We start from the raw sequence: 21,617 nt of genomic DNA, 5'->3' as shown, positions 1-21,617 counted from the left end.
TTGGATTTTGCACCTACCAGAACTGGTAGTTCTGACCTGTGGCTATCTTCGAAGGCATCGATATTATGCACATTGGAACTCTTCATGACATAACGCCGAGTGACTAATCCCAGAGGAGTAGTTGTGTGGATATCGCATTGCACGGCGGCGCCTGGCACGAGTCACTGGGAAAGTTGCTCGAAGCGCTGGACCGGCCGTTCTTCTGGCGGATCCTGGCGCAGACCCTCGGCCAGTTCGCCCCCGTCGACAACTGGGCGGCCCTGATATTCAGCGATTCCAGTCCCTTGATTCTTTCCTTCATGGAGGAGGAGAGAGAAGAAGTCGAGCCGGACCCGCTGATCAGTCGATATATAACCGGACTTTATCTGCAAGATCCTTTCTACCAGGTATCCAGGAACTGTCGGCGCGGCGGGCTTTTTCATCTTGCGGATATCGTCTCCGAAGATTTCGAAACGACCGAATATTACAATACGTACTTTGCGCATTATGTGGTGACGGACGAAGTTCAATATAACGTCCCGCTGGATGGTGAAAGAACCCTATGCCTGTCGTTGGGCAGCGAGAGCCGCTTCGGTGCCGAGCAGATCGCGCTGTTCGAGCTGCTTCGCCCGTGGGTCATCGCGCTGATGAAAAAACGCATCCACTTCGAGGATGCGGTCAGGGAGGAGGCGAAACCGATCGCAGCGGCGGAGGTGGAAGTCCAGCCCTGGAGAGGGTTGATATCGCCGCTGACCGCGCGGGAGTCGGATGTCATCCGGCTGATGCTGGATGGATACTCGAACAAGGAAATAGCGGATCGGCTGACGCTGTCGATCGCCACTATCAAGGTGCATCGCCGGCACATCTACGCGAAGCTGAACGTGAAGTCCCACTCCGAGATATTCGCGCTGTTGATCAACCCGCCCGCGCCGCGGCTCGCCGACGCACGCTAGTGCGCCGCCTGCGGAGGAACCCGGGCGCATAAGGTTATGCGAAATTCATATTGCCCGACGCTGAAAAAGCCGGCGTCGGATTGCACTCATGGGCGAATTCCATCCAGGACGATTCGACCATGCCCGATGTACGTCTTTCCTCTCGTTCGTTGACCCCGGTGCTCTGTGCGGTGGGGCTCGCCTGCGCGCTGCAGGGCGAGGTGCAGGCCGCCGACGGTGGGCCGCGCGACGTGGCCACGGCGCCCCGGGTATTCGACATAGCGCCCGGCGAACTGGCCGAGGTGTTGTTGAACATCGTGCGCCAGGGACACGTGCCGATCGCCTTCGACCAGCGCCTGGTGGCGGGGTTGCGCGGACCGGATATCCGCGGCCGGCTCAGTGTCGAGGAGGCCTTGCGGCGTGCCCTGGCCGGCAGCGGGCTGGCATACGCGCAGGACGAAAGCGGTGCCTTCGTCCTGCGCCGCGGACAGGCGCCTGTGCAGGAGACGCGAGGTGCGACGGTGGCACCGACCTTGTCCACCGTGGTGGTCACCGGCACGCGCAAGAGCGATGTGAAGGCGCAGGACAGCCTGAGCCCGATCGATGTGGTCAGCGCTACCCAGCTACGCAGCAGCGGTGCGGTCGACCTGCGCGATGCGCTGGTCAAACTGTTGCCCTCGCTGACCCGCCAGGCCCAGCCGTTCAACGCCTCGGCGTTGACCCACACGCAGTCGCTGCGCGGGCTGAGCCCCAACCATGTGCTGGTGCTGGTGAACGGCAAGCGTCGCCACGAAACGGCCAATCTCAATATCAGCGGCGGGCTGGAGAAGGGCTCCACCGGCGTCGATCTGGACACCATCCCGATCAACGCCATCGAGCGGGTCGAGGTGCTGCGCGACGGCGCCTCGGCGCAGTACGGTTCGGACGCCATCGCCGGGGTGATCAACGTCATCCTCAAGTCCGCCGACAGCGGCGGGTCGGCGGCCGCTGACGTCGGGCAGACCGGCGACGGCGACGGCTTCACCCATGGCGGCGGGGGGAACATCGGGCTGGCCTTCGGCGATAGCGGCTTCGTCAACCTCACCGCCGAATATCGCGAGCAGGAGCGCACGATGCGCAGCGGCATCGATGAGCGCACCGGTCGGCGCGACAACATTTCCATGGGCGATCCCGCGTTCCACCGGCAATCGTTGGCGCTCAACTCGGGTTTCGGGTTGGGCGACGATATCGAGGTGTACGGCTTCGGCACCTATACCCGGCGCAAGGCCTCCTCGGCGGCCAACTATCGCCTGGCTTCGGTGGCGCCGACGCTGTATCCGGACGGCTTCACGCCGCGCCCGAACAGCGACGAGGACGACTATGCGTTCCTCGCCGGGGTGCGCGGCGAGCGTCTGCTGGATGCCTGGCACTGGGACCTGAGCAGTGGCTACGGCGCCGACCGTCCCGATATCGGCATGACCCAGTCGGTGAACGCGGCGATCTACCGTGAAACCGGCAACAGCCCGAGAAGCTTCGACCTGGCGCGCTACCGCAACAGCCAATGGACCAGCAACCTGGACCTGGGGCGGGAATTCGAACTGGATTTCCTCGCTGCTCCGCTGGCGTTGTCGCTGGGTGCGGAATACCGGCGGGAAAGCTACCGCATCGACGCCGGCGACCCGGCGTCCTACTACAGCGGCGGGGCGGAATCCCTGGCTGGCCTCTCGCCGCTCAGCGAGGGGCAATGGTCGCGGCACGCCTGGGCGTCCTACCTGGACCTGGGTACCTCCCTGACCCCAGCCTGGGAGGTCGACGTGGCGGTGCGCCACGAGAAATTCAGCGACTTCGGCAGCACCACCAACGGCAAGTTCGCCACCCGTTACCAGTTCGATCCGCGGGTGGCGCTGCGCGCCAGCGTAAGCAGCGGGTTCCGCGCGCCGTCCCTGGTCCAGGAGCACTACACCGGCCTCAGCGTCGGCCCGACCATCGCCCTTGGCCTGCTGGCGGCCAACTCGCCGGCGGCGAAGATGCTCGGCGCCGACGAACTGCAACCGGAGAAGTCGACCAGCTTCAACCTTGGCCTGGTACTCAGCCCGTGGGAAAACGTCGGGCTGAACATCGACGCCTACCAGATCAGCATCCGCGACCGCATCGTCGACAGCGCCACCTATTCCGGCCAGGAAGCCATCGATGCCCTGGCCGCGGCGGGGATCTCGTTGCCGGCCAGTGCCAGTACGGTCAGTACCCACTACCTGGCCAACGGTGCCGACACCCGCACCCGCGGTGTCGACATCACCGGTCACTACCTCGTCGCGCTTGGCGAGTACGGGCAGGTCGACTGGGAACTGTCGGCCAACTTCAACCGCACCACCTTGCGCAAGAACCATCGAGGCGCCAACGGCGAGCCGCTGCTCAATGCCCAGCAGGTCGCCTGGATCACCAGCTCCACCCCGCGCAGCCAGGTTTCCCTCGGCGGCACCTGGAGCCGCCAGGACTGGGAGGTCAGCCTGCGCCTGACGCGCTACGGCCGGACCAGCTCGGAACTCGACTACACGGTAGGGCCGGACGCCTGGTCGACGGAGAAATTCAACCATTTCGTCAACGACCCGAAGTACATCACCGACATCGCCGCGCGCTACCGGCTCAGCGCCGACCTGACGCTGACCGCCGGCGCCGACAACCTGTTCGACGTCCGTCCGGACAAGCTGCCCGCGCAGAACACCACCTATGGCGACGTGCTGCGCTACGACACCTATGCCTCGCAGATCGGCTTCAACGGCGCCTTCTACTACCTACGCGCGGCATACCGCTTCTAGAGGGCCAGACGTGGCGCAACGAGAATTTTCCGCGACCAGCGGCGGTGTGCTGCTGGCGTCGGTGGTGGCGATCATGCTCGGGCCCACCGGCATCCTGCTGAACACCTTCAGTCTGTTCATCGCACCGATGAGCGCCGAGTACGCCTGGGACCGCGCCGAGGTGTCGTTGCTGGTGACGCTGTTCGGACTGGCGGTCGCCATCACCAGCCCGCTCAAGGGCTGGCTGATCGACCGTTGGGGCGCGCGGCGGACAATGCTCGGGCTGACCGCGGCCCTGTCGCTGCCGCTGCTCGGCCTGGCGGCGGTGAATGCCGTCTGGCAACTCTACGCGCTGTTCCTGCTGATCGGCCTGCTGGCGCCAGGCAACCTGCCTTACGGACGTATCCTCGGACTCTGGTTCCGCCAACGCCTGGGCGTGGCCTACGGCCTGCTAGGCCTGGGCTTCGGGGTGGGCGGGCCGCTGGGCCTGCTGGTCGGCCACCAGAGCCTCGAAGCGTGGGGCTGGCGCGGCGCTTTCCTGGTCTACGGCGTGCTCGAACTGGGCCTGGCGCTGCCGCTGCTGGCCTGGCTGTTCCGCGAGCCAGCGCCGGATGCTGGCGTGGCCGCCGGCACGGCCGTAGCGGAAACCGCGCTGAGCGGATCGACGGCGCCCCAGGCCTGGCGCAGCGCCAGTTTCTGGCTGGTGCTGGGCAACCAGGTACTGGCGGTGTTCGTGATGTCCGGGATCATGACCCATGGCGTGCCGATGCTGGTGGAGCGCGGTTTGTCCCGGGGCGAGGCGGGCACCGCGCTGTCGGCGTTGTGGGTCGGCATGATGCTGTCGCAGCCGCTGATGGGCTGGCTTCTCGACCGCGTGGCGACGCCTCGGGTGGCGTTGCCCTTCGCCCTGGCGGCGGTGCTCGGCATGGCCTGGTTCCTGGTGGGCGACACACCGAGCGGTCTATGGCTGGCGGTGTTCCTGGTCGGCCTGGGTGGAGGAGGGGAAAGCGGCACCACCAAGTACCTATTGATGCGCTACTTCGGCCTGCGCAGCTTCGGTGTGATCTACGGTTCGATCCAGCCGTTCACCTTCGCCCTGTCGATCAGTCTCGGCGCTTACCTGCTGGGCTGGCTGTACGACCGCGCCGAAGGCTACGGGACGGCCGAATGGGTGCTGCTCGCGGCTTTTTCCCTGGCTGCGTGCAGCCTGTTCGCCTTTCGCCCCTATCCGCAGAAATTGCCCTGAAGGGAATCATGCCGGCTAGCGTTCGCCCTGGCGCCGCGCGGTCTTGCCGGCGAGGCGGGCCTGGCGATAGTCGTTGGCGCACTGTCCCGTCCAGCGACGGAAGGCGTGGCGAAAACTGGAGGTATCCATGTAGCCCAGCCTCTCGGCGACTTCCTCGATGCGCAGTCGCTCGTCCCGCAGCAGTTGGCGCGCCCTGTCGTGGCGGACCAGATCGAGCACTTCCCGGTAGTTGGTGCCCTCGTCGGCGAGCCGTCGGCGCAGCGTCCGCTCGGTGACCTTCAACTGCCGGGCGACCCAGGCGATGCTCGGGTAGCGGTCCTGTAGCACCTCCAGCAGTGCCACGATGCGTTGGCGGTAGCCGCCCATCTCGCGGGTGACGCGGGTGTTGAAGGCCTTGCTGCCGAGCGCCAGCGAGGCCTGGAACACGGCGGAGTTGGCAGTGGCGATCTCGGCCTCGAGCAATTCCTCGGGGAGGGTGAAGGTGATGCCTGCGCCGGCGAAATACACCGGCACCCGGAAATACTCCTCGTATGCCCGCACGTCGCCGTTCCTTTCCGGGAGGCGCAGGCGGACCAGTTCCAGCTCGCCCAGCAGCAGGTCGCGGAACACCGCGTAGGCGGCCGACGCCAGGACGTTGGCGTGATACAGCCGGGCCGACTGCGGCCAGTCCGGCTTGTCCTGCAGGTCGATATCCACATCCACGGTGTCGCAACTGGAACGTCGCACCGCGATCCCGCGGATATCCTTGCGGAACAGCAGCATGTTGGTCTTGATCAGTTGCAAGGCTTCGCCCACGGTGCCGGCACTCTGCAATGCCAGCCCGGCGACGCCGTAGTCGGAAAGGCGGTAGTGCTCCCCCAGGCTCAGGCCTTCCAGGGGGGAGCGTCCGTTCAGCACGATCCACTCGTAGAGCGCTTCGCTGGGCAGGCGCGGCTCGGCAGCCGAACCCTGACGTATGTCCGGAGGCGTGATGCGTTGCACGGCGAGGTAGTTGTTGAGTGGTCGCCACTCGAAATCGTACTGGATGTTTTCGGACGGGCTCATCGGTTACCTCTTGCACGCGATGCTATCGCCCTGAAGGCGTCAGGGCTTCGTTATTCCATGCGGATGTCGTTTCGGTTGATTTTCGTACGCTGGGCTTCCGGCAATCACTACCTTGCGTAAGGGGTTGACAGGAGCGGGGTCTGCGTATAGCCGCGCCTCCGCGACGCCGTGCCGATCGGTCGTGCATGCTTGCCGTGGCCCGGCTGAGCACTGCCGTCCCGGCCACTCTCGCCGGGGTGGCTGCGCCTGGATGATCGTCGTGGGCGGTGGTGGCGCGGGCCGGTCGCCCTGAGCTTCAGGCGCCATCGCCGCTTGCCGGCGCTCGGGAGGCCGCTGGCCAAGGAAAACCGTAGCGCCGCGGCGGGCGGCGGCTAGCGGGGATTTCCGGCCACGCGTGCCGTGCCCGGGCCACGCTTGCCTTCCCGGCGCGCCGGACTCCCGGTGGCCTGGAGGACAGGAAAAGCGAGCGGCGAGGTGTCGGCGAGCAGGGTCAACTCGATCTTCTGATAGGGTCGGTGGGCTGTCCGGGGCGGCTAGGATGGACATTTTCATCGTCTCGGGCAGGCCTGTCGCGACCGCACGAAGTCGCGACGGATGCCGCTGCTAAGGAGCAACGGATGACCGTTCTTATCCAGGGGGCCGGGATCGCCGGCCTGGCGCTGGCGCGCGAATTCACCAAGGCAGGCATCGACTGGCTGCTGGTCGAGCGGGCCAGCGAGATCAGGCCCATCGGTACCGGCATCACCCTGGCGAGCAATGCGTTGACGGCGTTGTCCAGCACCCTGGATCTCGACCGGCTGTTCCGCCGTGGCATGCCGTTGGCCGGCATCAACGTATACGCCCACGACGGTTCGATGCTGATGTCGATGCCTTCCAGTCTGGGTGGGAATTCCCGCGGCGGCCTGGCGTTACAGCGCCACGAACTGCATGCGGCGCTGCTGGAGGGGCTGGATGAGTCGCGCATTCGGGTCGGGGTCTCCATCGTGCAGATCCTCGACGGACTCGACCACGAACGCGTGACCCTGAGCGACGGCACTGTCCACGACTGTTCGCTGGTGGTCGGTGCGGATGGCATTCGTTCGAGCGTGCGACGTTATGTCTGGCCGGAGGCGACCTTGCGTCATTCCGGCGAAACCTGCTGGCGCCTGGTCGTTCCCCATCGGCTGGAGGACGCCGAGCTGGCGGGAGAGGTCTGGGGGCACGGCAAGCGCCTCGGCTTCATCCAGATCAGCCCGCGCGAGATGTATGTCTACGCGACCCTGAAGGTGCGCCGGGAGGAGCCCGAGGACGAGGAGGGCTTCGTCACCCCGCAACGGCTGGCCGCCCACTACGCGGACTTCGACGGCATCGGCGCGAGCATCGCCCGGCTCATACCGAGCGCCACCACGCTGGTGCACAACGACCTCGAGGAGTTGGCCGGCGCCTCCTGGTGCCGCGGACGGGTAGTGCTGATCGGTGACGCCGCACACGCCATGACGCCGAACCTGGGGCAGGGCGCGGCCATGGCCCTGGAGGACGCCTTCCTGCTGGCGCGCCTGTGGTGCCTGGCGCCGCGCGCCGAGACGCTGATCCTGTTCCAGCAGCAACGCGAGGCGCGGATCGAGTTCATCAGGAAGCAATCCTGGATCGTCGGCCGCCTTGGTCAGTGGGAATCGCCCTGGAGCGTCTGGCTGAGGAATACCCTCGTTCGCCTGGTGCCGAATGCCAGTCGCAGGCGCCTCCACCAGCGTCTTTTCACCGGTGTCGGTGAGATGGCCGCGCAGTAGCCGCCGGTGCCAGTGGCGTCTTGGTCGCCTGTTTTCGACTTCGGCGATGGTCGCTATGGAGGAGTCCCGGGCAACCAGGGCGCTTGCGCTTTACCAGGCCCGGCGTCGCTGGGCTCTCCACAGATTCGCCGGTTTTTGCTGCGATCCGGTCTGCCGCTCGCCGGGGGCTGGCGGTATACTTCGCAGCGCCCGTTCGATGCCGTCGAATGATGTTTCCATGACGCTTGATTTATGACGCCTTTGCGCCAAGCTAGGTCATGGGATGGCTTTCTGTTAAGGTTGCCGAAATCTCCTGGGGGCCCGTGTGGGCGGTTGTCTGCTAATGCGCGACGAGGTGCAGCGTGATTAAGGTGCTGGTGGTCGACGACCACGATCTGGTACGCACCGGTATTACCCGCATGCTGGCCGACATCGAAGGCTTGCAAGTGGTCGGCCAGGCCGACTGCGGTGAAGACTGTCTGAAACTGGCCCGCGAACTGAAGCCGGATGTCGTCCTGATGGACGTGAAGATGCCCGGTATCGGCGGCCTGGAGGCAACCCGCAAGCTGCTGCGCAGCCAGCCCGACATCAAGGTCGTGGTAGTCACCGTCTGCGAAGAGGATCCGTTCCCCACCCGCCTCATGCAGGCCGGCGCCGCCGGCTACATGACCAAGGGCGCGGGGCTGGAGGAAATGGTCCAGGCGATTCGCCAGGTCTTCGCCGGCCAGCGCTATATCAGCCCGCAGATCGCCCAGCAACTGGCGCTGAAGTCCTTCCAGCCGCAGCAGCACGATTCCCCCTTCGATTCGCTGTCCGAGCGCGAGATCCAGATCGCCCTGATGATCGCCAACTGCCACAAGGTGCAGAGCATCTCCGACAAGCTGTGCCTGTCGCCGAAGACCGTGAATACCTATCGCTACCGCATCTTCGAGAAGCTCTCGATCACCAGCGACGTGGAGCTGGCGCTGCTCGCCGTCCGCCACGGCATGGTCGATGCCGCCAGCTAGATGAGCGCCGTTTTCGACGCAAGCGCTTTCCTCGCTACCTGCAGCAATCGTCCGGGCGTCTACCGCATGTTCGATGCGGACGCCAAGCTTCTCTACGTGGGCAAGGCGAAGAGCCTGAAGAAGCGCCTGGCCAGCTATTTCCGCAAGTCCGGCCTGGCGCCGAAGACCGCTGCGCTGGTGGCGCGGATCGCCCAGGTGGAAACCACCATCACCGCCAATGAAACCGAGGCGTTGCTGCTGGAGCAGACGCTGATCAAGGAGTGGCGGCCGCCCTACAACATCCTGCTGCGGGACGACAAGTCCTATCCCTTCGTGTTCCTCTCCAGCGAGGACGAGTATCCGCGGCTGTCCCTGCACCGTGGCGCGAAGAAGCGCAAGGGGCGTTACTTCGGTCCCTATCCGAGCGCGGGAGCGATCCGCGAGAGCCTCAACCTGCTGCAGAAGGCGTTTCTCGTCCGCCAGTGCGAGGACAGCTATTTCCGCAACCGTACGCGGCCCTGCCTGCAATACCAGATCAAGCGCTGCAAGGGGCCCTGCGTGGGGCTGGTCAGTCCTGAGGAGTACGCCGAGGACGTGCGCCACTCGGTGATGTTCCTCGAAGGAAGGAGCAACGCGCTGGCCGACGAGCTGAACGTCGGCATGGAGCAGGCGGCGATGCGCCTGGACTTCGAGAAGGCGGCGGAGTTGCGCGACCAGGTGGCGATCCTGCGGCGGGTCCAGGACCAGCAGAGCATGGAAGGTGGCAACGGCGACGTCGACATCGTCGCCGCCATCGTCACCCCTGGCGGCGCTTGCGTACACCTGATCAGCGTACGCGGCGGGCGGGTGCTGGGCAGCAAGAACTTCTTCCCGCAGGTCGCGATCGAGGAGGAGGTGGGCGAAGTGCTGCTGGCGTTCCTTGGCCAGTACTATCTCAGCCACCAGGAGCGCGACCTGCCGGCGGAGTTGATCGTCAACGTGACGCACGAGGATTTCCCGGTGCTGGTTTCGGCGATCGCCGAAGCGCGAGGCCGCGAACTGGAGATCAGCTACCGGGTGCGTGGTACCCGCGCCCGCTGGCAGCAACTGGCGGTGACCAACGCCGAACAGGCCCTGGGCGCACGCCTGGCCAACCGCCAGCATGTGGCGGCACGCTTCGAAGCCCTTGCCGAGGCGCTCGACCTGGCGGAGCCGCCGCAACGCCTGGAGTGCTTCGATATCAGTCACTCCAGCGGCGAGGCCACCGTGGCTTCCTGCGTGGTGTTCGGCCCGGAAGGGCCGCTGAAGTCGGACTATCGCCGCTACAACATCGAAGGCGTCACGGCCGGCGACGACTACGCGGCGATGCACCAGGCGCTGACCCGCCGCTTCAGTCGCCTGAAGGACGGCGAGGGGAAGATGCCCGACATTCTCCTGGTGGATGGCGGCAAGGGGCAATTGGCCATGGCCCAGGAGGTGCTCCAGGAACTGGCGGTCGCCGGTCTGATCCTGCTCGGCGTGGCCAAGGGCGTGACCCGCAAGCCGGGGCTGGAAACCCTCTACCTGAACGATGCCTCCCACGAGTTCACCCTGCCGGCCGATTCGCCGGCGCTGCACCTGATCCAGCAGATACGTGACGAAGCGCACCGTTTCGCCATCACCGGCCACCGTGCGCGGCGCGGCAAGGCACGGCGGACGTCGACGCTGGAGGACGTCCCTGGCGTCGGCCCGAAACGTCGGCGCGACTTGCTCAAGCATTTCGGCGGGTTGCAGGAATTGTCGCGGGCGAGTATCGATGAACTGGCCAAAGCCCCCGGTATCAGTAAAAAGCTTGCCGAGCAGATTTATGCCGTCCTGCACAGCGAGTAGAATGCCGGCTCACCTCGCAGCCTAGATGGTCCGATGAATATCCCCAATCTGCTCACGTTACTGCGCGTCCTGCTCATTCCGATCTTCATTCTGCTGTTCTATCTGCCGACGTCCTGGAGCTACCTGACCGCCAGTGCCGTGTTCGCCCTGGCCGCCGCCACCGACTGGCTGGACGGCTACCTCGCCCGGCGCCTCGGCCAGAGCACGCCGTTCGGCGCCTTCCTCGACCCGGTCGCGGACAAGCTGATGGTGGCGGTTGCGCTGGTCTTGCTGGTGGAAGAGCACGCCAACCTGTGGCTGACCCTGCCGGCGGTGATCATCATCGGCCGCGAGATCGTGGTTTCCGCCTTGCGTGAGTGGATGGCCGAACTGGGGGCGAGGGCGCAGGTCGCGGTGTCCAACCTGGGCAAGTGGAAGACCGCGGCGCAGATGCTGGCGCTGGTCATTCTCCTGGCGAATCCGCCGCTGATGACCTTCTGGGTGATTCTCGGCTACGTGCTGCTGATCATCTCCGCGGCGCTGACCCTGTGGTCCATGGTGCACTACCTGCTGGCCGCGTGGCCGCATCTGTCGACCACCCCGAAAGAGAAATAAACTTTTTTGAATCAAGGAGTTGACACGGCGCCGCGATGCTATACAATGGCGCCCGTCACCAAGACGATGCGGGAATAGCTCAGTTGGTAGAGCACGACCTTGCCAAGGTCGGGGTCGCGAGTTCGAGTCTCGTTTCCCGCTCCAAATATAGATCTATAGAGTTCCAATGAAGTCTGTAGATCATTGAGAAAGGGCCTTCGGGCCCTTTTTTCGTTCCGCCTCCAAGTCCCGTACCCGTTCGTGGAACGTCCGCGCCGAGGGGCGGTTCTCCTTGCCGCTTTCCCGGCGACCGGGGCCGTACGTTTCGCGAAGCCCTTCGTCTCGCCAGCGAGGCGGCTTGCCGCAAGATGCTGCCTCGGCACATCAGAAGTGTGGCTGTCGCACTCCAGGGGGGCTCGATTCATTGCACCTTGGACCGCCTTCGTGCGCCTGTTGCTTTGGCTGCCACGTTCGACCGAGCCGTCCCAAGGCCAGCGCTTCGACGACCACTGAGAAGGTCGGCGAAGGTTGCCTCTGACTTGGGTGATAGAGGTAATAGCCCGGGAATGGATCGCACCAGCCTTCCAGCACGCTACCAGGTTGCCCTCGGCGATGTGCGGCTCGAACTGGGCTTTCGAGTGCAGGCATGCCACGGCCAGGGCGCACGTCATCGCAAGCGGCTTCATCGATCTAGCCGGCGACGCGAAAGAGTCGAGGGTTTTCGCGAGCCGGGCATAAGGCGGCTGCCAGAGCGAGTGTCGACAGGCGTGGGTTCCTGGGAAAAGTATCCATCTACCTGCTAACATGGCGGCATCGTTGCCGATGTATCCGCAGGCTCCGGGTCGCGGATGCGCTGCTTTCTGTCCGGCCGGAGAACTTTGCCATCGTAGACTCGACATGCTGACAAGGTCGTTGCTGTCCGCGGTCTTTTGCCTGTTGCTGATCGCTCTGCAGCCGCTGCCCGTCGAAGCCGAATCCATCCTGCCGGATGGGCGTACGACGACAACGATGCGTCCCTGGCTCGATAAACGAGCCAGGCAGTGGCTGGATGCACGGGAGCCGCTGACGGTAGGCGTGGTTTCCCCCGACTATCCGCCGTTGTCCATCTTCTACGCAGGCTCCTACAAGGGCTTCACGGCCGATTACCTGGCCCTGGTGTTCGAGCGGCCGTTGCGCGTCAGGGACTTTCCGTCGCGGCAGGCGGCAATCGACGCGTTGTCGCAAGGGGAGATCGACCTGCTTGGCGTCGGTAGCGAGGTCGAGGCCCGACAACACGGCTTGCTGGCATCCGCTGCGTATCTTTCCGACCGGCCGGTACTGGTGTCTTCCAGCGGTGCCCCGTTCGATTCGCAGGCGGAGTCCTGGCTGGCCACGGTCAAGGGCTATCTTCCCGCCGAACGTATCAAGGCTGCCTATCCGCACAGCAGGATCATCTGGTTCGACTCTCCGCAGCTTGCCCTGGAAGCGCTGAGCATGGGGGATGTCGATGGCGTGCTGGGGGACGCAGTTTCCACGCACTACCTCATCCAGACCCATTACCTGCTGAACTTGCGCATCGAGAACTTCGCACCCATCGACAGCCAGGGTTTCCGTTTCCTGCTCCGGCCAGGTGACGAACCTCTGCTCGCGCTCATCGATCGCGCCCTGCCGCATATTAGCGGGCGCTACGGCGACGAACTGTTGCGCAGCTGGAGCGCCGGGCGGCGCCTGCGCTTCGACGAGCCCCGGGTGACGCTGTCGCCGGCGGAGCAGCGTTGGCTCTCCGCGCACCCGGTCGTGCCGGTGGTGATCAACCATTCCCTTGGCGCGCTCGGGCAACTGGATAACGAGGGGAGGCTGAGTGGTATCGGGCGTGACTATCTGGACCTGATCGGCAAGCGCAGTGGCCTGCAGTTTTCCTTCACTGGAGCACGCAACTTCGTCGAGACGAAAAGCCGACTGGATGCGGGGGAGGCATTGGTTACGCCGACCATGCCTTCGTCGGAGCGCTTCGATTCCGGCCTCGAAGTGCTGACGCCCTATCTACGCAGCACCACGGTGCTGATGGGCGCCCGCCAGGGTGGCCGGGATGAAAGGGTGGGGCGTGTCCATGGCCTCGCGGACCTGGCGGGCAAGCGATTGGCGACGACGATTGGCTACTTTCTCAACGACTTCATTCGACGCGAGCACCCGGAGATCAAGCTCCAGGTCTATCCGACCTTCCTCGCCGCCATGCGCAGCGTAGACGCCGGCCAGAGCGAGGCCGCCATCAGCAGCGACTATACCGGTCGCTATCTGTCCGCCCAGCATTTCGACAACCGGATCCAGGTCGTCGGTATCCTCGATGACCTCTCCATCCCGATCAGCATCGGCGTGGCGAGGAACCAGCCGGAGCTGCAGGGCATCCTGGAGAAGGCGCAGCTGGCGATCGCTCCGGAAGAAGTGGCGGAAATCCTCCACCGCTGGGAGCCTCGCTTCGCCAAGGGAGGGGCGGACTTCTGGCGCGATCACCGGAGCAAGATTCTGCAGATCGGCGGATTGTTCGGCGTACTGATTTCCATCTCCCTCATCTGGGGTTTCTACCTGATGCGCCAGGTGCGCAAGACCCGCCAGGCAGAAGAGCAAGCCGACGCTGCCAACCGTGCCAAGAGCGTGTTTCTTTCGACGATGAGTCACGAGATCCGCACGCCATTGAATGCGGTCATCGGCCTGCAGGAACTGGTGCTGAAAAAGGGCGAGAAGGGCGTGTTGGACCTAGATTCGCTGAGCATTGCCCAGGAGGCCGCCCAGGGGTTGCTGCTTCTGCTGGGCAATATTCTCGATTTGTCGCGGATCGAATCCGGTCGGTTCGATTCAGCTCCCGAACCAGTGCTTCCTGGCGAGTTGATCAGAGGAATCCTGCCGTTGGTTGGTGGGCTGACGCGGCAGAAGAATCTTTCCCTGGCACTGGAACTCGACGGGGATCTCGAGCACTGGGTGCTGGTGGATCCCCTGCATTTCAAGCAGGTGTTGTTCAACCTGCTGGGCAATGCCATCAAGTTCACCGAGCGCGGAGGGGTAACGGTGCGGGCAGTGGGGCGGCGCGAGGCGGAGAGGCTTCATTTGCTGCTCGAGGTAAGCGACACCGGCCTCGGTATTTCGGAGGAGGACCAGGCCAGGCTGTTCCGGCCATTCTCGCAGGTCGGCTCGCCTGCGCTTGGCCAGGCGTCCGGCAGCGGCCTGGGGTTGTACATCAGCCGACGCCTGGTGCACCTGATGGGCGGCCAGATCAGCCTGCGCAGCGAACTGGGCAACGGCTCCTGCTTCTCGGTCGAGTTCGATCTTCCGCTGACCGAGCCTCCGCCCAGCGAGTCCAGCGAAGCGCGTTCCGGAGTTGCCGAGGTCGAGGAGCAGAAAGAGGCAAGGGCGCTCTCGATCTTGCTTGCGGAAGACCATCCGTTCAATCGGCTGACCCTGACCATGCAATTGGAAAGCCTTGGGCACCGGGTGACCTCCACGGAAGATGGCGAGGAAGCATTCGAACGTTGGCAGGGCGAAGACTTCGATGTCGTGATTACCGACGGCATGATGCCGCGGATGGATGGCTACGAGCTGGCGCGACGTATCCGGTCGCAAGAGGCCCTTGGCGGTCGGCGTCGCTGCTTGGTGATAGCGCTTACCGCCAGCGCCGAGAAGGATGCGCTGGAGCGTTGCCTGGCTGCCGGCATGGACCGGGTCCTGTTCAAGCCGACTACGCTCGATGAGCTCGCTCGGGCGCTGAACGGGGGAGAGCCGCTCATGCCTACGAGCGTCGATTCGAAATGAAAGTGCCCGACTGGTTGCCGTTTTGCGTGCCGCGAGCGGATGTATCGGGTAATCTCTCGCAGAAATGAACCAGCACTAGTGAAGCGAACGATGGGTTTTGAACAACTTGCCGAGCTGAGAGACCGTCTGCGCGCACAGGCGGCGCAGGCGAAACCGGCTCAAACCAAAAGCTCCGCGGGACGCGCGAAGAAACGTGAAGCCGTCGAGCCGGGAGTCGAGGCTATCTGGAGGCTGCAACGGCATTTTCCGCTGGCGTTTCCGAAAAGCCCCGCGGCCAAGGTTCCGCTCAAGCAGGGCATCCTCCAGGATGCGCAGCAGCATCTCGAGCTACTGGGAATCACCGCCGAACAACTGAAACAGGCCATCGCCACCTGGTGCCAGGGCAGCCGCTACTGGAGTTGCATGGTGGAAGATGCGCCGCGACTGGATCTGCAAGGCCAGGTTGCCGGCAAGGTAACCGCCGAGCAGGCGGTGTATGCGCGGCGGCAGGCGTCTCGCCGGCAGCGCGAGCAGATGCGCGAGAAGCGCGCCAAGCGTGCACAGGCGGGTGGCGAAGCGCCGGCCGCCACGGAGGCGCCGACGCCTGAAGCGCCCGCAACCGAAGCGAGCCCCGAGGCGAACTGATCGCCGGGGCAGGGCGCGTCGGATCCTGGCGCGCTCCTCGGTTGCCGGTCGCTGCGGGCCCATTTCGCGGACGTCTGGGCCCGTTTCTCCCGGCTTGTGCTACGCAATAGCCTGATCTGCAAAGTTTTTTTCGTAGAGCGCTTGCCAAGCTCGGCGAATCCGTCCATAATTGCGTCCATTCCAGCGATGGGTGAGCTAAAAATCTTTTGAAATCAAAGGGTTATAAGTTCAAAATCGCGCCAGGAAAGAAATTTCAGCGATATGCCAAACGCATGTCGCTTCGCTCAAAGGCTGAGTAGCAGAGTGGTTATGCACCGGATTGCAAATCCGTGAACGCCGGTTCGATTCCGACCTCAGCCTCCAACAGGAAAGCCCCGTAGCTCAGTGAGTTACGGGGCTTTTTTCTTTCCTGTCCGGTATTGCTGAAGCAAGTTCCTTGGGGTGCCCCCATAACGCTTTCATACTTTTACGGTCTCGCAACCGCCTCCCTTTCCCGATAACCGCTCCGTAATTGCTACTTTCCCGGAGTGTCCGAGGAGTACCCCAGCACCTGTCACGTTTTCGGCCGTTGCCTGCAATCCAGCCCCGTGCGCGGCTTTCATCTGGACGCAAGATCCGGTCTGGGTCGGTCATCGGCTGGTCGTCATCGAACATGACCAGCCGAGCCGGTCTGTCCTGCCGCCTGCCTTCCGGGCCTCTATCGATCAACCGTTGTGGCGACCGCGAGCGGAAGGCGCTCGGCGGAGGGCCCGTTTCATCTTGCCTTGCGTTTCAAGGAAACCGGCAGGCCCCAGGTCAGGTCTTCCATGCCTGCTTCGCCGAGTATCTCGGTTTTCATCGGCTGGATGCGCGCGAGCACCTGGCGGCCCGTTTCATCCAGCCTTGGCTGCTCGCGATCGATGAACCTTTTCGTCAGCTCCATGGGCGCTGGCCTCATGAAGACCTGGATATCCTGCAAGGCGCACTTGATGTTTTGCGTGTCCACGGCCTTGCAGGTCTTCCTGTCATAGCTCACGGCCGGGGTCTTCAAGTGGAACCGATCGCTGAGCAGGATCTGCCCAGGCTGAATGGTGAAGGACAGCGGGGCATAGGCGTCGGGTATCTGCGCTTGCAGCTTGATGGAGGGAACGTCCTCGATCTTCGTGCCTTCGGCCCAACCGGCATCCGAGACCATTTCCCGCTGGCTGTATTGCTGCTCGGTCCAGCCCACGCATTGGCCGGAGGCCATGTGCACGGCGCTGCAGACATTCTGTGTGTAGGTTTTGTCTGCATAGGAGGCGTCGCGCCAGTAGTTCTCCTTCACGAACCGGCGATACAGCACGGCGGACAGGTTCACCGAACCAAGTGGGCTGGCAGCCGGCTGCCCCTTTGGCGCCTTGATCTGGGCAAGGGTGCTGTCGATCTTGTAGTCGATCCCTCCGGACAGCAGGTAGGTTCCCGGCGGGACGATGTTGACCTCGAGGAAGTCCCACAGATAGACGGCTTCCTTGATCTTCTCCAGGTCGTTGTTGGCAAAGGCCTGCATGTAGGCGATCCCGGGCACGTCCTTGTTCTTGAATATGACCCGATGCGAGTAGCTGGAGAGGTCCGTCACGCTCTTGTTGGGCATGAGTGCCGGTACCAGCACCACGGACATACCTTCGCGGGTAGCCTCATCGATCATGTTCAGGAGCTGGTTGGTGGGGTTCTGCTGGGAGCCGCCGAGTCCGGCGTTGCCTAGGGAGGCGCAGGCTGACAACAGGCTTGCCGGGAGCAGGATCGCGAAGGGGCTCAGACGCCGAGCGATGGTTTTCATGAGATATCCTTATCTATACGGGCCAATGACTTAAGGCGAGTGCGGGAAGAATCCTAATCTACTCCTTGCGGATTCCCAAGGAGCGTTCGTCCCGCGCGTAGGAAGGAGCGTTTGAGTCGAGCGCGTCACAGCCTGTTGCTGCAATCCTGGGTACTCACATGCGTTCGAATGCTGGCGAGCCAGTGCGTACTGCGTTGGTGATGGCTCGCTGCGGGTAGAGTTCGTGCCGGTCATCGAGGGCTGGCTGCGTGGGGGCGCAATGAAGACGCGCATCCCAGCTCTTCTGGCGATTCGTGAGTGCGGATCAAATCTGTTTTACCGCCGAACGACTTTTTCCGTTCCCTGCGCCTATCTAACCTGCCGCTCTCTTCAACCCGGGATCGGCAGGCATCTCCGCTGCGGTTCCAGCATGTACGGAACACCATGAAAAACATTCTCCTGCTCAACGGCGGAAAGCGTTTCGCCCATTCCGACGGTCGCCTCAACCAGACCCTGCACGAAACCGCCCTGGCCCATCTGGACCGCCGTGGCTTCGACCTGCGCCAGACCTTCATCGACGGTGGCTATGACATCCCGACGGAGGTGGACAAGTTCCTCTGGGCCGACGTGGTGATCTACCAGATGCCCGGCTGGTGGATGGGCGCGCCATGGACAGTGAAGCGCTACATCGACGAAGTCTTCACGGCCGGACACGGCAGCCTCTATGCCAACGACGGTCGTACCCGCTCCGACAGCACGCAGAAATATGGCAGCGGCGGTCTGGTGCAGGGCAAGCGCTACATGATCTCGGCGACCTGGAATGCACCACGGCAGGCGTTCGACGATCCGAGCGACTTCTTCGAAGGAAAAGGCGTGGATGTGGTGTATTTCCCCTTCCACAAGGCCAACCAGTTCCTCGGCATGTCCGGCCTGCCGACGTTCCTCGCGGTGGATGTGATGAAGCGCCCGGACGTCCCGGCTACCGTCGCTGCCTACCAGGCGCACCTGGACAGGGTGTTCGGGCGCGCCGGCTGAGTTCGACGGCGGGCCTCGTGTCGCTTCGCTGGATGGAGTGGCGGGTCGAAATCCAGGCTCTCGGGACGAGGCCTAATGGTCACGGATCCGCTATCCGGGCTTTTCTCGGCCACGACCCGCGAGTGATCCGAAATTCGATTTTTCCATCGATCCGTCGAATTAGATTTCATCGGGGACGGGCAGGAAAGGATGCTTTGCACGAATATTCGAATGGGCGCATCGTAAAATGAGCGCGCTTCGACCGTGTCGAAGCCACCCCCGACAACGTTGCCGGCAGGTCGCTCATCGACTTCCGACGCCTGCCGCCGAATTCAGGAGATTCACATGTGTCCTTGCCCTCACTCCCAGGCCCAGGGAGAAACGGACGGAGAGGCTGAGTGGCATAACGCCACCCTGGACTTCACCCATGCGATGAGCTACGGCGATTACCTGAAGCTGGACAAGGTCCTGGACGCCCAGTTCCCGCTTTCGCCCGACCACAACGAAATGCTGTTCATCATCCAGCACCAGACCTCGGAGCTATGGATGAAGCTGATGCTCCACGAACTGCGGGCCGCCCGGGAGCACGTCAAGTCAGGCAAGCTCGGTCCGGCGCTGAAAATGCTCGCCAGGGTTTCGCGGATCTTCGACCAGCTGGTACACGCCTGGGCGGTGCTGGCCACCATGACGCCGACCGAGTACAACACCATCCGCCCGTACCTGGGCCAGTCTTCCGGTTTCCAGTCCTACCAGTACCGCGAGATCGAATTCATCCTCGGCAACAAGAACGCCACCCTGCTCAAGCCCCATGCTCACCGTGCCGAGCTGCTGGCGGCCCTGGAGCAGGCCCTGCATACGCCGTCGCTATACGACGAAGCGATCCGCCTGATGGCCGCCCAGGGGTTGCCGGTAAGCCAGGAGCGGCTCGCCCGGGACGCGGCGGCCGGCACCTGTTACGAGGCCTCGGTGGAGGCGGCGTGGCGACAGGTCTACCAGGCGCCGGAACGCTACTGGGACCTGTATCAGCTGGCGGAGAAACTGATCGACCTGGAGGACTCGTTCCGCCAGTGGCGCTTCCGTCACGTGACCACGGTGGAGCGCATCATCGGTTTCAAACCCGGCACGGGCGGAACCGAGGGAGTGGGGTATCTGCGCAGCATGCTCGATACCATCCTCTTCCCCGAACTGTGGCGGCTCCGTTCCAACCTGTAGTACCGGATGAGGCGCAGCATCCGCCTGCGCCTCAGTCGTTGCCGGCGCCTCCCGCCGCCCACTCTTGCCGCAAAAGCCCCATGAGAACGACATTCCAGCGTTCCCGGCCGACCCGGGTGGCGGAGCGGCGCAAGCCTTCTTCGCGGAACCCCGCGCGTCGATAGAGATGACGGGCGGCAGCGTTCCAGTCGTACACGTTCAATTCAACGCGCTCGATGTCGGCGTCGGCGAAGGCCTCGGCGAGCAGCGCCTCCAGCATCGGCAGCCCCAGGCCCTGGCCGCGCGCGCTTGGCGCCAGGGCTATGCGAGCCAGGCGGACGACGCCGTTGCGGCGGTCGAACAGCAACTGGCAATGGCCGATGACCTGGTCATCCCGGCAAGCGCTCCAGAGCAGGCGCAGCGGCGGTCGCCGGCGGCTTTCCGCGAGGTCTTCATGCATCTGCTCGAGGCTCAGCGGATGCCGCAGGGCGGGGCCGGCCCATTGCACCAGCTCCTTTTCCGTGGCGAACCAGCGTTGCAGGATTGGGAAGTGTTCCAGCTGGAACGGGACGAGTTGCAATTCCGGGACGGAACCCGTGCCGGGTGTGGGCATGCGGAGTGCCTCGCTCAGGTCATCGGGGGGAGCCGGCGTTTAACCGGGGACTTCTTGACGATGGCGGTGTTGGTTTCCGCGTAGCCGTTGATCCTGTCCAGCAGCGTGTCGAGCTGTTCCATCGAACGAACCTGGAGGCGGGCGATGAAGCAGTCGTCACCGGTGACCTTGTCGCACTCGGTGAACTCGGCGATGTCCTGGATCTGTCGCTCGACCTCGTGCAGCCTGCCGGGCAGGGGGCGGATGCGCACGATCGCCTGGAACTGGTAGCCGAAACAGCGGGGGTCGACATCCAGGGTGTAGCCGCGGATCACGCCGCGTTCTTCCAGCTTGCGCAGGCGTTCGGCGACGCTCGGGGCCGATAGCCCGCTGACCTGGGCGAGAGCCTTGAGGGACAGTCGCGAGTCAGCCATGAGGGCGTTGATCAGGCGTTGGTCGATGTCGTCGGTCATGTCGGCCTCGAAAGTTTTTTTTCAAAATAGCCCTGATAAAAAAGGTCGTCACGGGTTTTTGCCTGAGTAATGCGATGGAGGGCTGGAAGACGACTTTGGATAATCATAGGCCTGTCTTGCGGGAGAGCGCCCATGAACGATCCGATCCGTCGCGGTACGCTGGAAATGACTTCGGCCATGCTGATCTGCGGCACCATTGGCTGGCTGGTGCTGCTCTCCGGGCAGCCCGTGCTGGACGTGGTGTTCTGGCGCTGCGTATTCGGTTTCGCCACGCTGCTGGTCGCCTGTGCCGCGCTGGGCTTCCTGCGCCGCGGCAGCCTGGGGCGCAAGGCGTTCCTGCTGGCGCTCCTCAGCGGGGTGTTCATCGTCGGCAACTGGGTGTTGCTGTTCGCATCCTACTCACGGGCTTCGATCGCCATCGGTACCGCGGTCTACAACGTCCAGCCGTTCATGCTGGTGGGGCTAGGCGCGGCGTTTCTCGGCGAGAAGGTCACGGCGCGCAAGCTGGGCTGGCTGGGGCTTTCGTTCGCCGGCATGCTGGCGATCGTCAGCGCCCACGGCGACAGCGACGCCCCGCGCGGGGACTACCTGTTCGGTATCCTCCTGGCGCTCGCTGCCGCGCTGCTGTATGCCTTTGCCGCGCTGATCGTGAAGCGCCTGCAAGGCACGCCGCCGCATCTTATCGCCTTGATCCAGGTGGGCACCGGCGTGCTGATGCTCGCACCGCTGGCGAACCTTGCCGAACTGCCCCGGGACGTTGCTCCCTGGGCCAGCCTGGCGACCCTGGGAATCGTCCATACCGGGCTGATGTACGTACTGCTCTACGGCGCCATTCAGAAATTGCCGACGGCGCTGACCGGTGCTTTGTCCTTCATCTATCCGGTCGCGGCGATCCTGGTGGACTGGCTGGTCTTCGAACATCGCCTGAGCCTGGCCCAGTGGCTTGGCGTGGCTGCCATCCTGCTCGCCGCGGCGGGCATGCAGCAGGGTTGGAGCGTGCGCCTGCCGAGGCCGGCGGTGCGTCGCGGCTGAGGCGCGG

Annotated in this window: 16 protein-coding genes and 2 tRNA genes; 14 read left to right on the top strand and 4 right to left on the bottom strand. The window is 64.1% G+C overall.

What is annotated here, in order from left to right; all coding sequences use genetic code 11:
- The first annotated feature begins 125 nt into the window (after positions 1-125).
- The 3 genes from vqsR to LJF27_RS21560 all read left to right on the top strand — a co-directional run bounded on the left by vqsR (position 126) and on the right by LJF27_RS21560 (position 4,931).
- The gene (gene vqsR / locus LJF27_RS21570) at positions 126-932 is read left to right on the top strand and encodes a transcriptional regulator VqsR (RefSeq protein ID WP_003097562.1); all 807 of its coding nucleotides are present in this window, start codon (positions 126-128) and stop codon (positions 930-932) included.
- A 119-nt stretch (positions 933-1,051) separates the two neighbouring features.
- Positions 1,052-3,706: a TonB-dependent receptor gene (locus LJF27_RS21565; protein ID WP_003162157.1), complete on the top strand. Its 2,655-nt coding sequence runs from the start codon at positions 1,052-1,054 to the stop codon at positions 3,704-3,706.
- Positions 3,707-3,716: 10 nt separating this feature from the next.
- Entirely contained in the window at positions 3,717-4,931 is a 1,215-nt protein-coding gene (locus tag LJF27_RS21560; RefSeq protein WP_003113355.1) for an MFS transporter, read from the top strand.
- Between the two features lie 15 nt (positions 4,932-4,946).
- Here the strand turns inward: LJF27_RS21560 and LJF27_RS21555 are convergent, their stop codons facing one another.
- Positions 4,947-5,975 carry an AraC family transcriptional regulator gene (locus LJF27_RS21555; protein WP_003451560.1) on the bottom strand — a complete coding sequence of 343 codons (1,029 nt, stop codon included), beginning with the start codon at positions 5,973-5,975 and terminating at the stop codon, positions 4,947-4,949.
- 617 nt (positions 5,976-6,592) lie between these two features.
- Here LJF27_RS21555 and pqsH point away from each other — a divergent pair.
- From pqsH to LJF27_RS21510, 8 genes are all read left to right on the top strand, one after another.
- A complete protein-coding gene (gene pqsH / locus LJF27_RS21550; RefSeq protein WP_003090354.1) occupies positions 6,593-7,741 on the top strand; it encodes a 2-heptyl-3-hydroxy-4(1H)-quinolone synthase in 1,149 nt (382 codons plus the stop codon).
- A gap of 341 nt (positions 7,742-8,082) precedes the next feature.
- Positions 8,083-8,727 carry a response regulator transcription factor GacA gene (gene uvrY / locus LJF27_RS21545; RefSeq protein ID WP_003090351.1) on the top strand — a complete coding sequence of 215 codons (645 nt, stop codon included), beginning with the start codon at positions 8,083-8,085 and terminating at the stop codon, positions 8,725-8,727.
- Positions 8,728-10,554 carry an excinuclease ABC subunit UvrC gene (gene uvrC, locus LJF27_RS21540; protein ID WP_003097551.1) on the top strand — a complete coding sequence of 609 codons (1,827 nt, stop codon included), beginning with the start codon at positions 8,728-8,730 and terminating at the stop codon, positions 10,552-10,554.
- 33 nt (positions 10,555-10,587) lie between these two features.
- Positions 10,588-11,148 (top strand): CDP-diacylglycerol--glycerol-3-phosphate 3-phosphatidyltransferase, encoded by a 561-nt coding sequence (gene pgsA / locus LJF27_RS21535; RefSeq protein WP_003090349.1) that lies wholly within the window; start codon positions 10,588-10,590, stop codon positions 11,146-11,148.
- Between the two features lie 68 nt (positions 11,149-11,216).
- Positions 11,217-11,292: transfer RNA gene (locus tag LJF27_RS21530), tRNA-Gly, on the top strand.
- A gap of 639 nt (positions 11,293-11,931) precedes the next feature.
- Entirely contained in the window at positions 11,932-14,910 is a 2,979-nt protein-coding gene (locus LJF27_RS21520) for an ATP-binding protein (RefSeq protein WP_016852816.1), read from the top strand.
- Between the two features lie 90 nt (positions 14,911-15,000).
- Positions 15,001-15,534 (top strand): ProQ/FINO family protein, encoded by a 534-nt coding sequence (locus tag LJF27_RS21515; protein WP_003099002.1) that lies wholly within the window; start codon positions 15,001-15,003, stop codon positions 15,532-15,534.
- Between the two features lie 289 nt (positions 15,535-15,823).
- Positions 15,824-15,897: transfer RNA gene (locus LJF27_RS21510), tRNA-Cys, on the top strand.
- Positions 15,898-16,288: 391 nt separating this feature from the next.
- Here LJF27_RS21510 and LJF27_RS21505 read toward each other — a convergent pair.
- Positions 16,289-17,329: a hypothetical protein gene (locus tag LJF27_RS21505; RefSeq protein ID WP_003102461.1), complete on the bottom strand. Its 1,041-nt coding sequence runs from the start codon at positions 17,327-17,329 to the stop codon at positions 16,289-16,291.
- 423 nt (positions 17,330-17,752) lie between these two features.
- On the opposite strand from LJF27_RS21505, the gene LJF27_RS21500 reads away from it, so the two are divergent.
- Both LJF27_RS21500 and kynA read left to right on the top strand, forming a co-directional pair.
- A complete protein-coding gene (locus LJF27_RS21500; protein WP_003102463.1) occupies positions 17,753-18,343 on the top strand; it encodes an NAD(P)H-dependent oxidoreductase in 591 nt (196 codons plus the stop codon).
- 324 nt (positions 18,344-18,667) lie between these two features.
- Complete coding sequence (gene kynA, locus LJF27_RS21495) at positions 18,668-19,534, top strand: tryptophan 2,3-dioxygenase (RefSeq protein WP_023086164.1); 867 nt, start codon at positions 18,668-18,670, stop codon at positions 19,532-19,534.
- 31 nt (positions 19,535-19,565) lie between these two features.
- Here kynA and LJF27_RS21490 read toward each other — a convergent pair whose 3' ends face one another.
- Positions 19,566-20,126, bottom strand: a complete 561-nt coding sequence (locus LJF27_RS21490; RefSeq protein ID WP_003102467.1) for a GNAT family N-acetyltransferase — start codon at positions 20,124-20,126, stop codon at positions 19,566-19,568.
- 14 nt (positions 20,127-20,140) lie between these two features.
- Positions 20,141-20,578, bottom strand: a complete 438-nt coding sequence (locus LJF27_RS21485; protein ID WP_003102469.1) for an Lrp/AsnC family transcriptional regulator — start codon at positions 20,576-20,578, stop codon at positions 20,141-20,143.
- A 132-nt stretch (positions 20,579-20,710) separates the two neighbouring features.
- Between LJF27_RS21485 and LJF27_RS21480 the strand changes: the two genes are divergently transcribed.
- A complete protein-coding gene (locus tag LJF27_RS21480; protein WP_003122625.1) occupies positions 20,711-21,610 on the top strand; it encodes a DMT family transporter in 900 nt (299 codons plus the stop codon).
- Positions 21,611-21,617: the final 7 nt, after the last annotated feature.

It is taken from the genome of Pseudomonas sp. 203-8 (assembly GCF_020708595.1).
In the GTDB taxonomy this organism is placed as follows: domain Bacteria; phylum Pseudomonadota; class Gammaproteobacteria; order Pseudomonadales; family Pseudomonadaceae; genus Pseudomonas; species Pseudomonas aeruginosa.
This window is presented reverse-complemented; position numbering and strand designations above follow the sequence as displayed.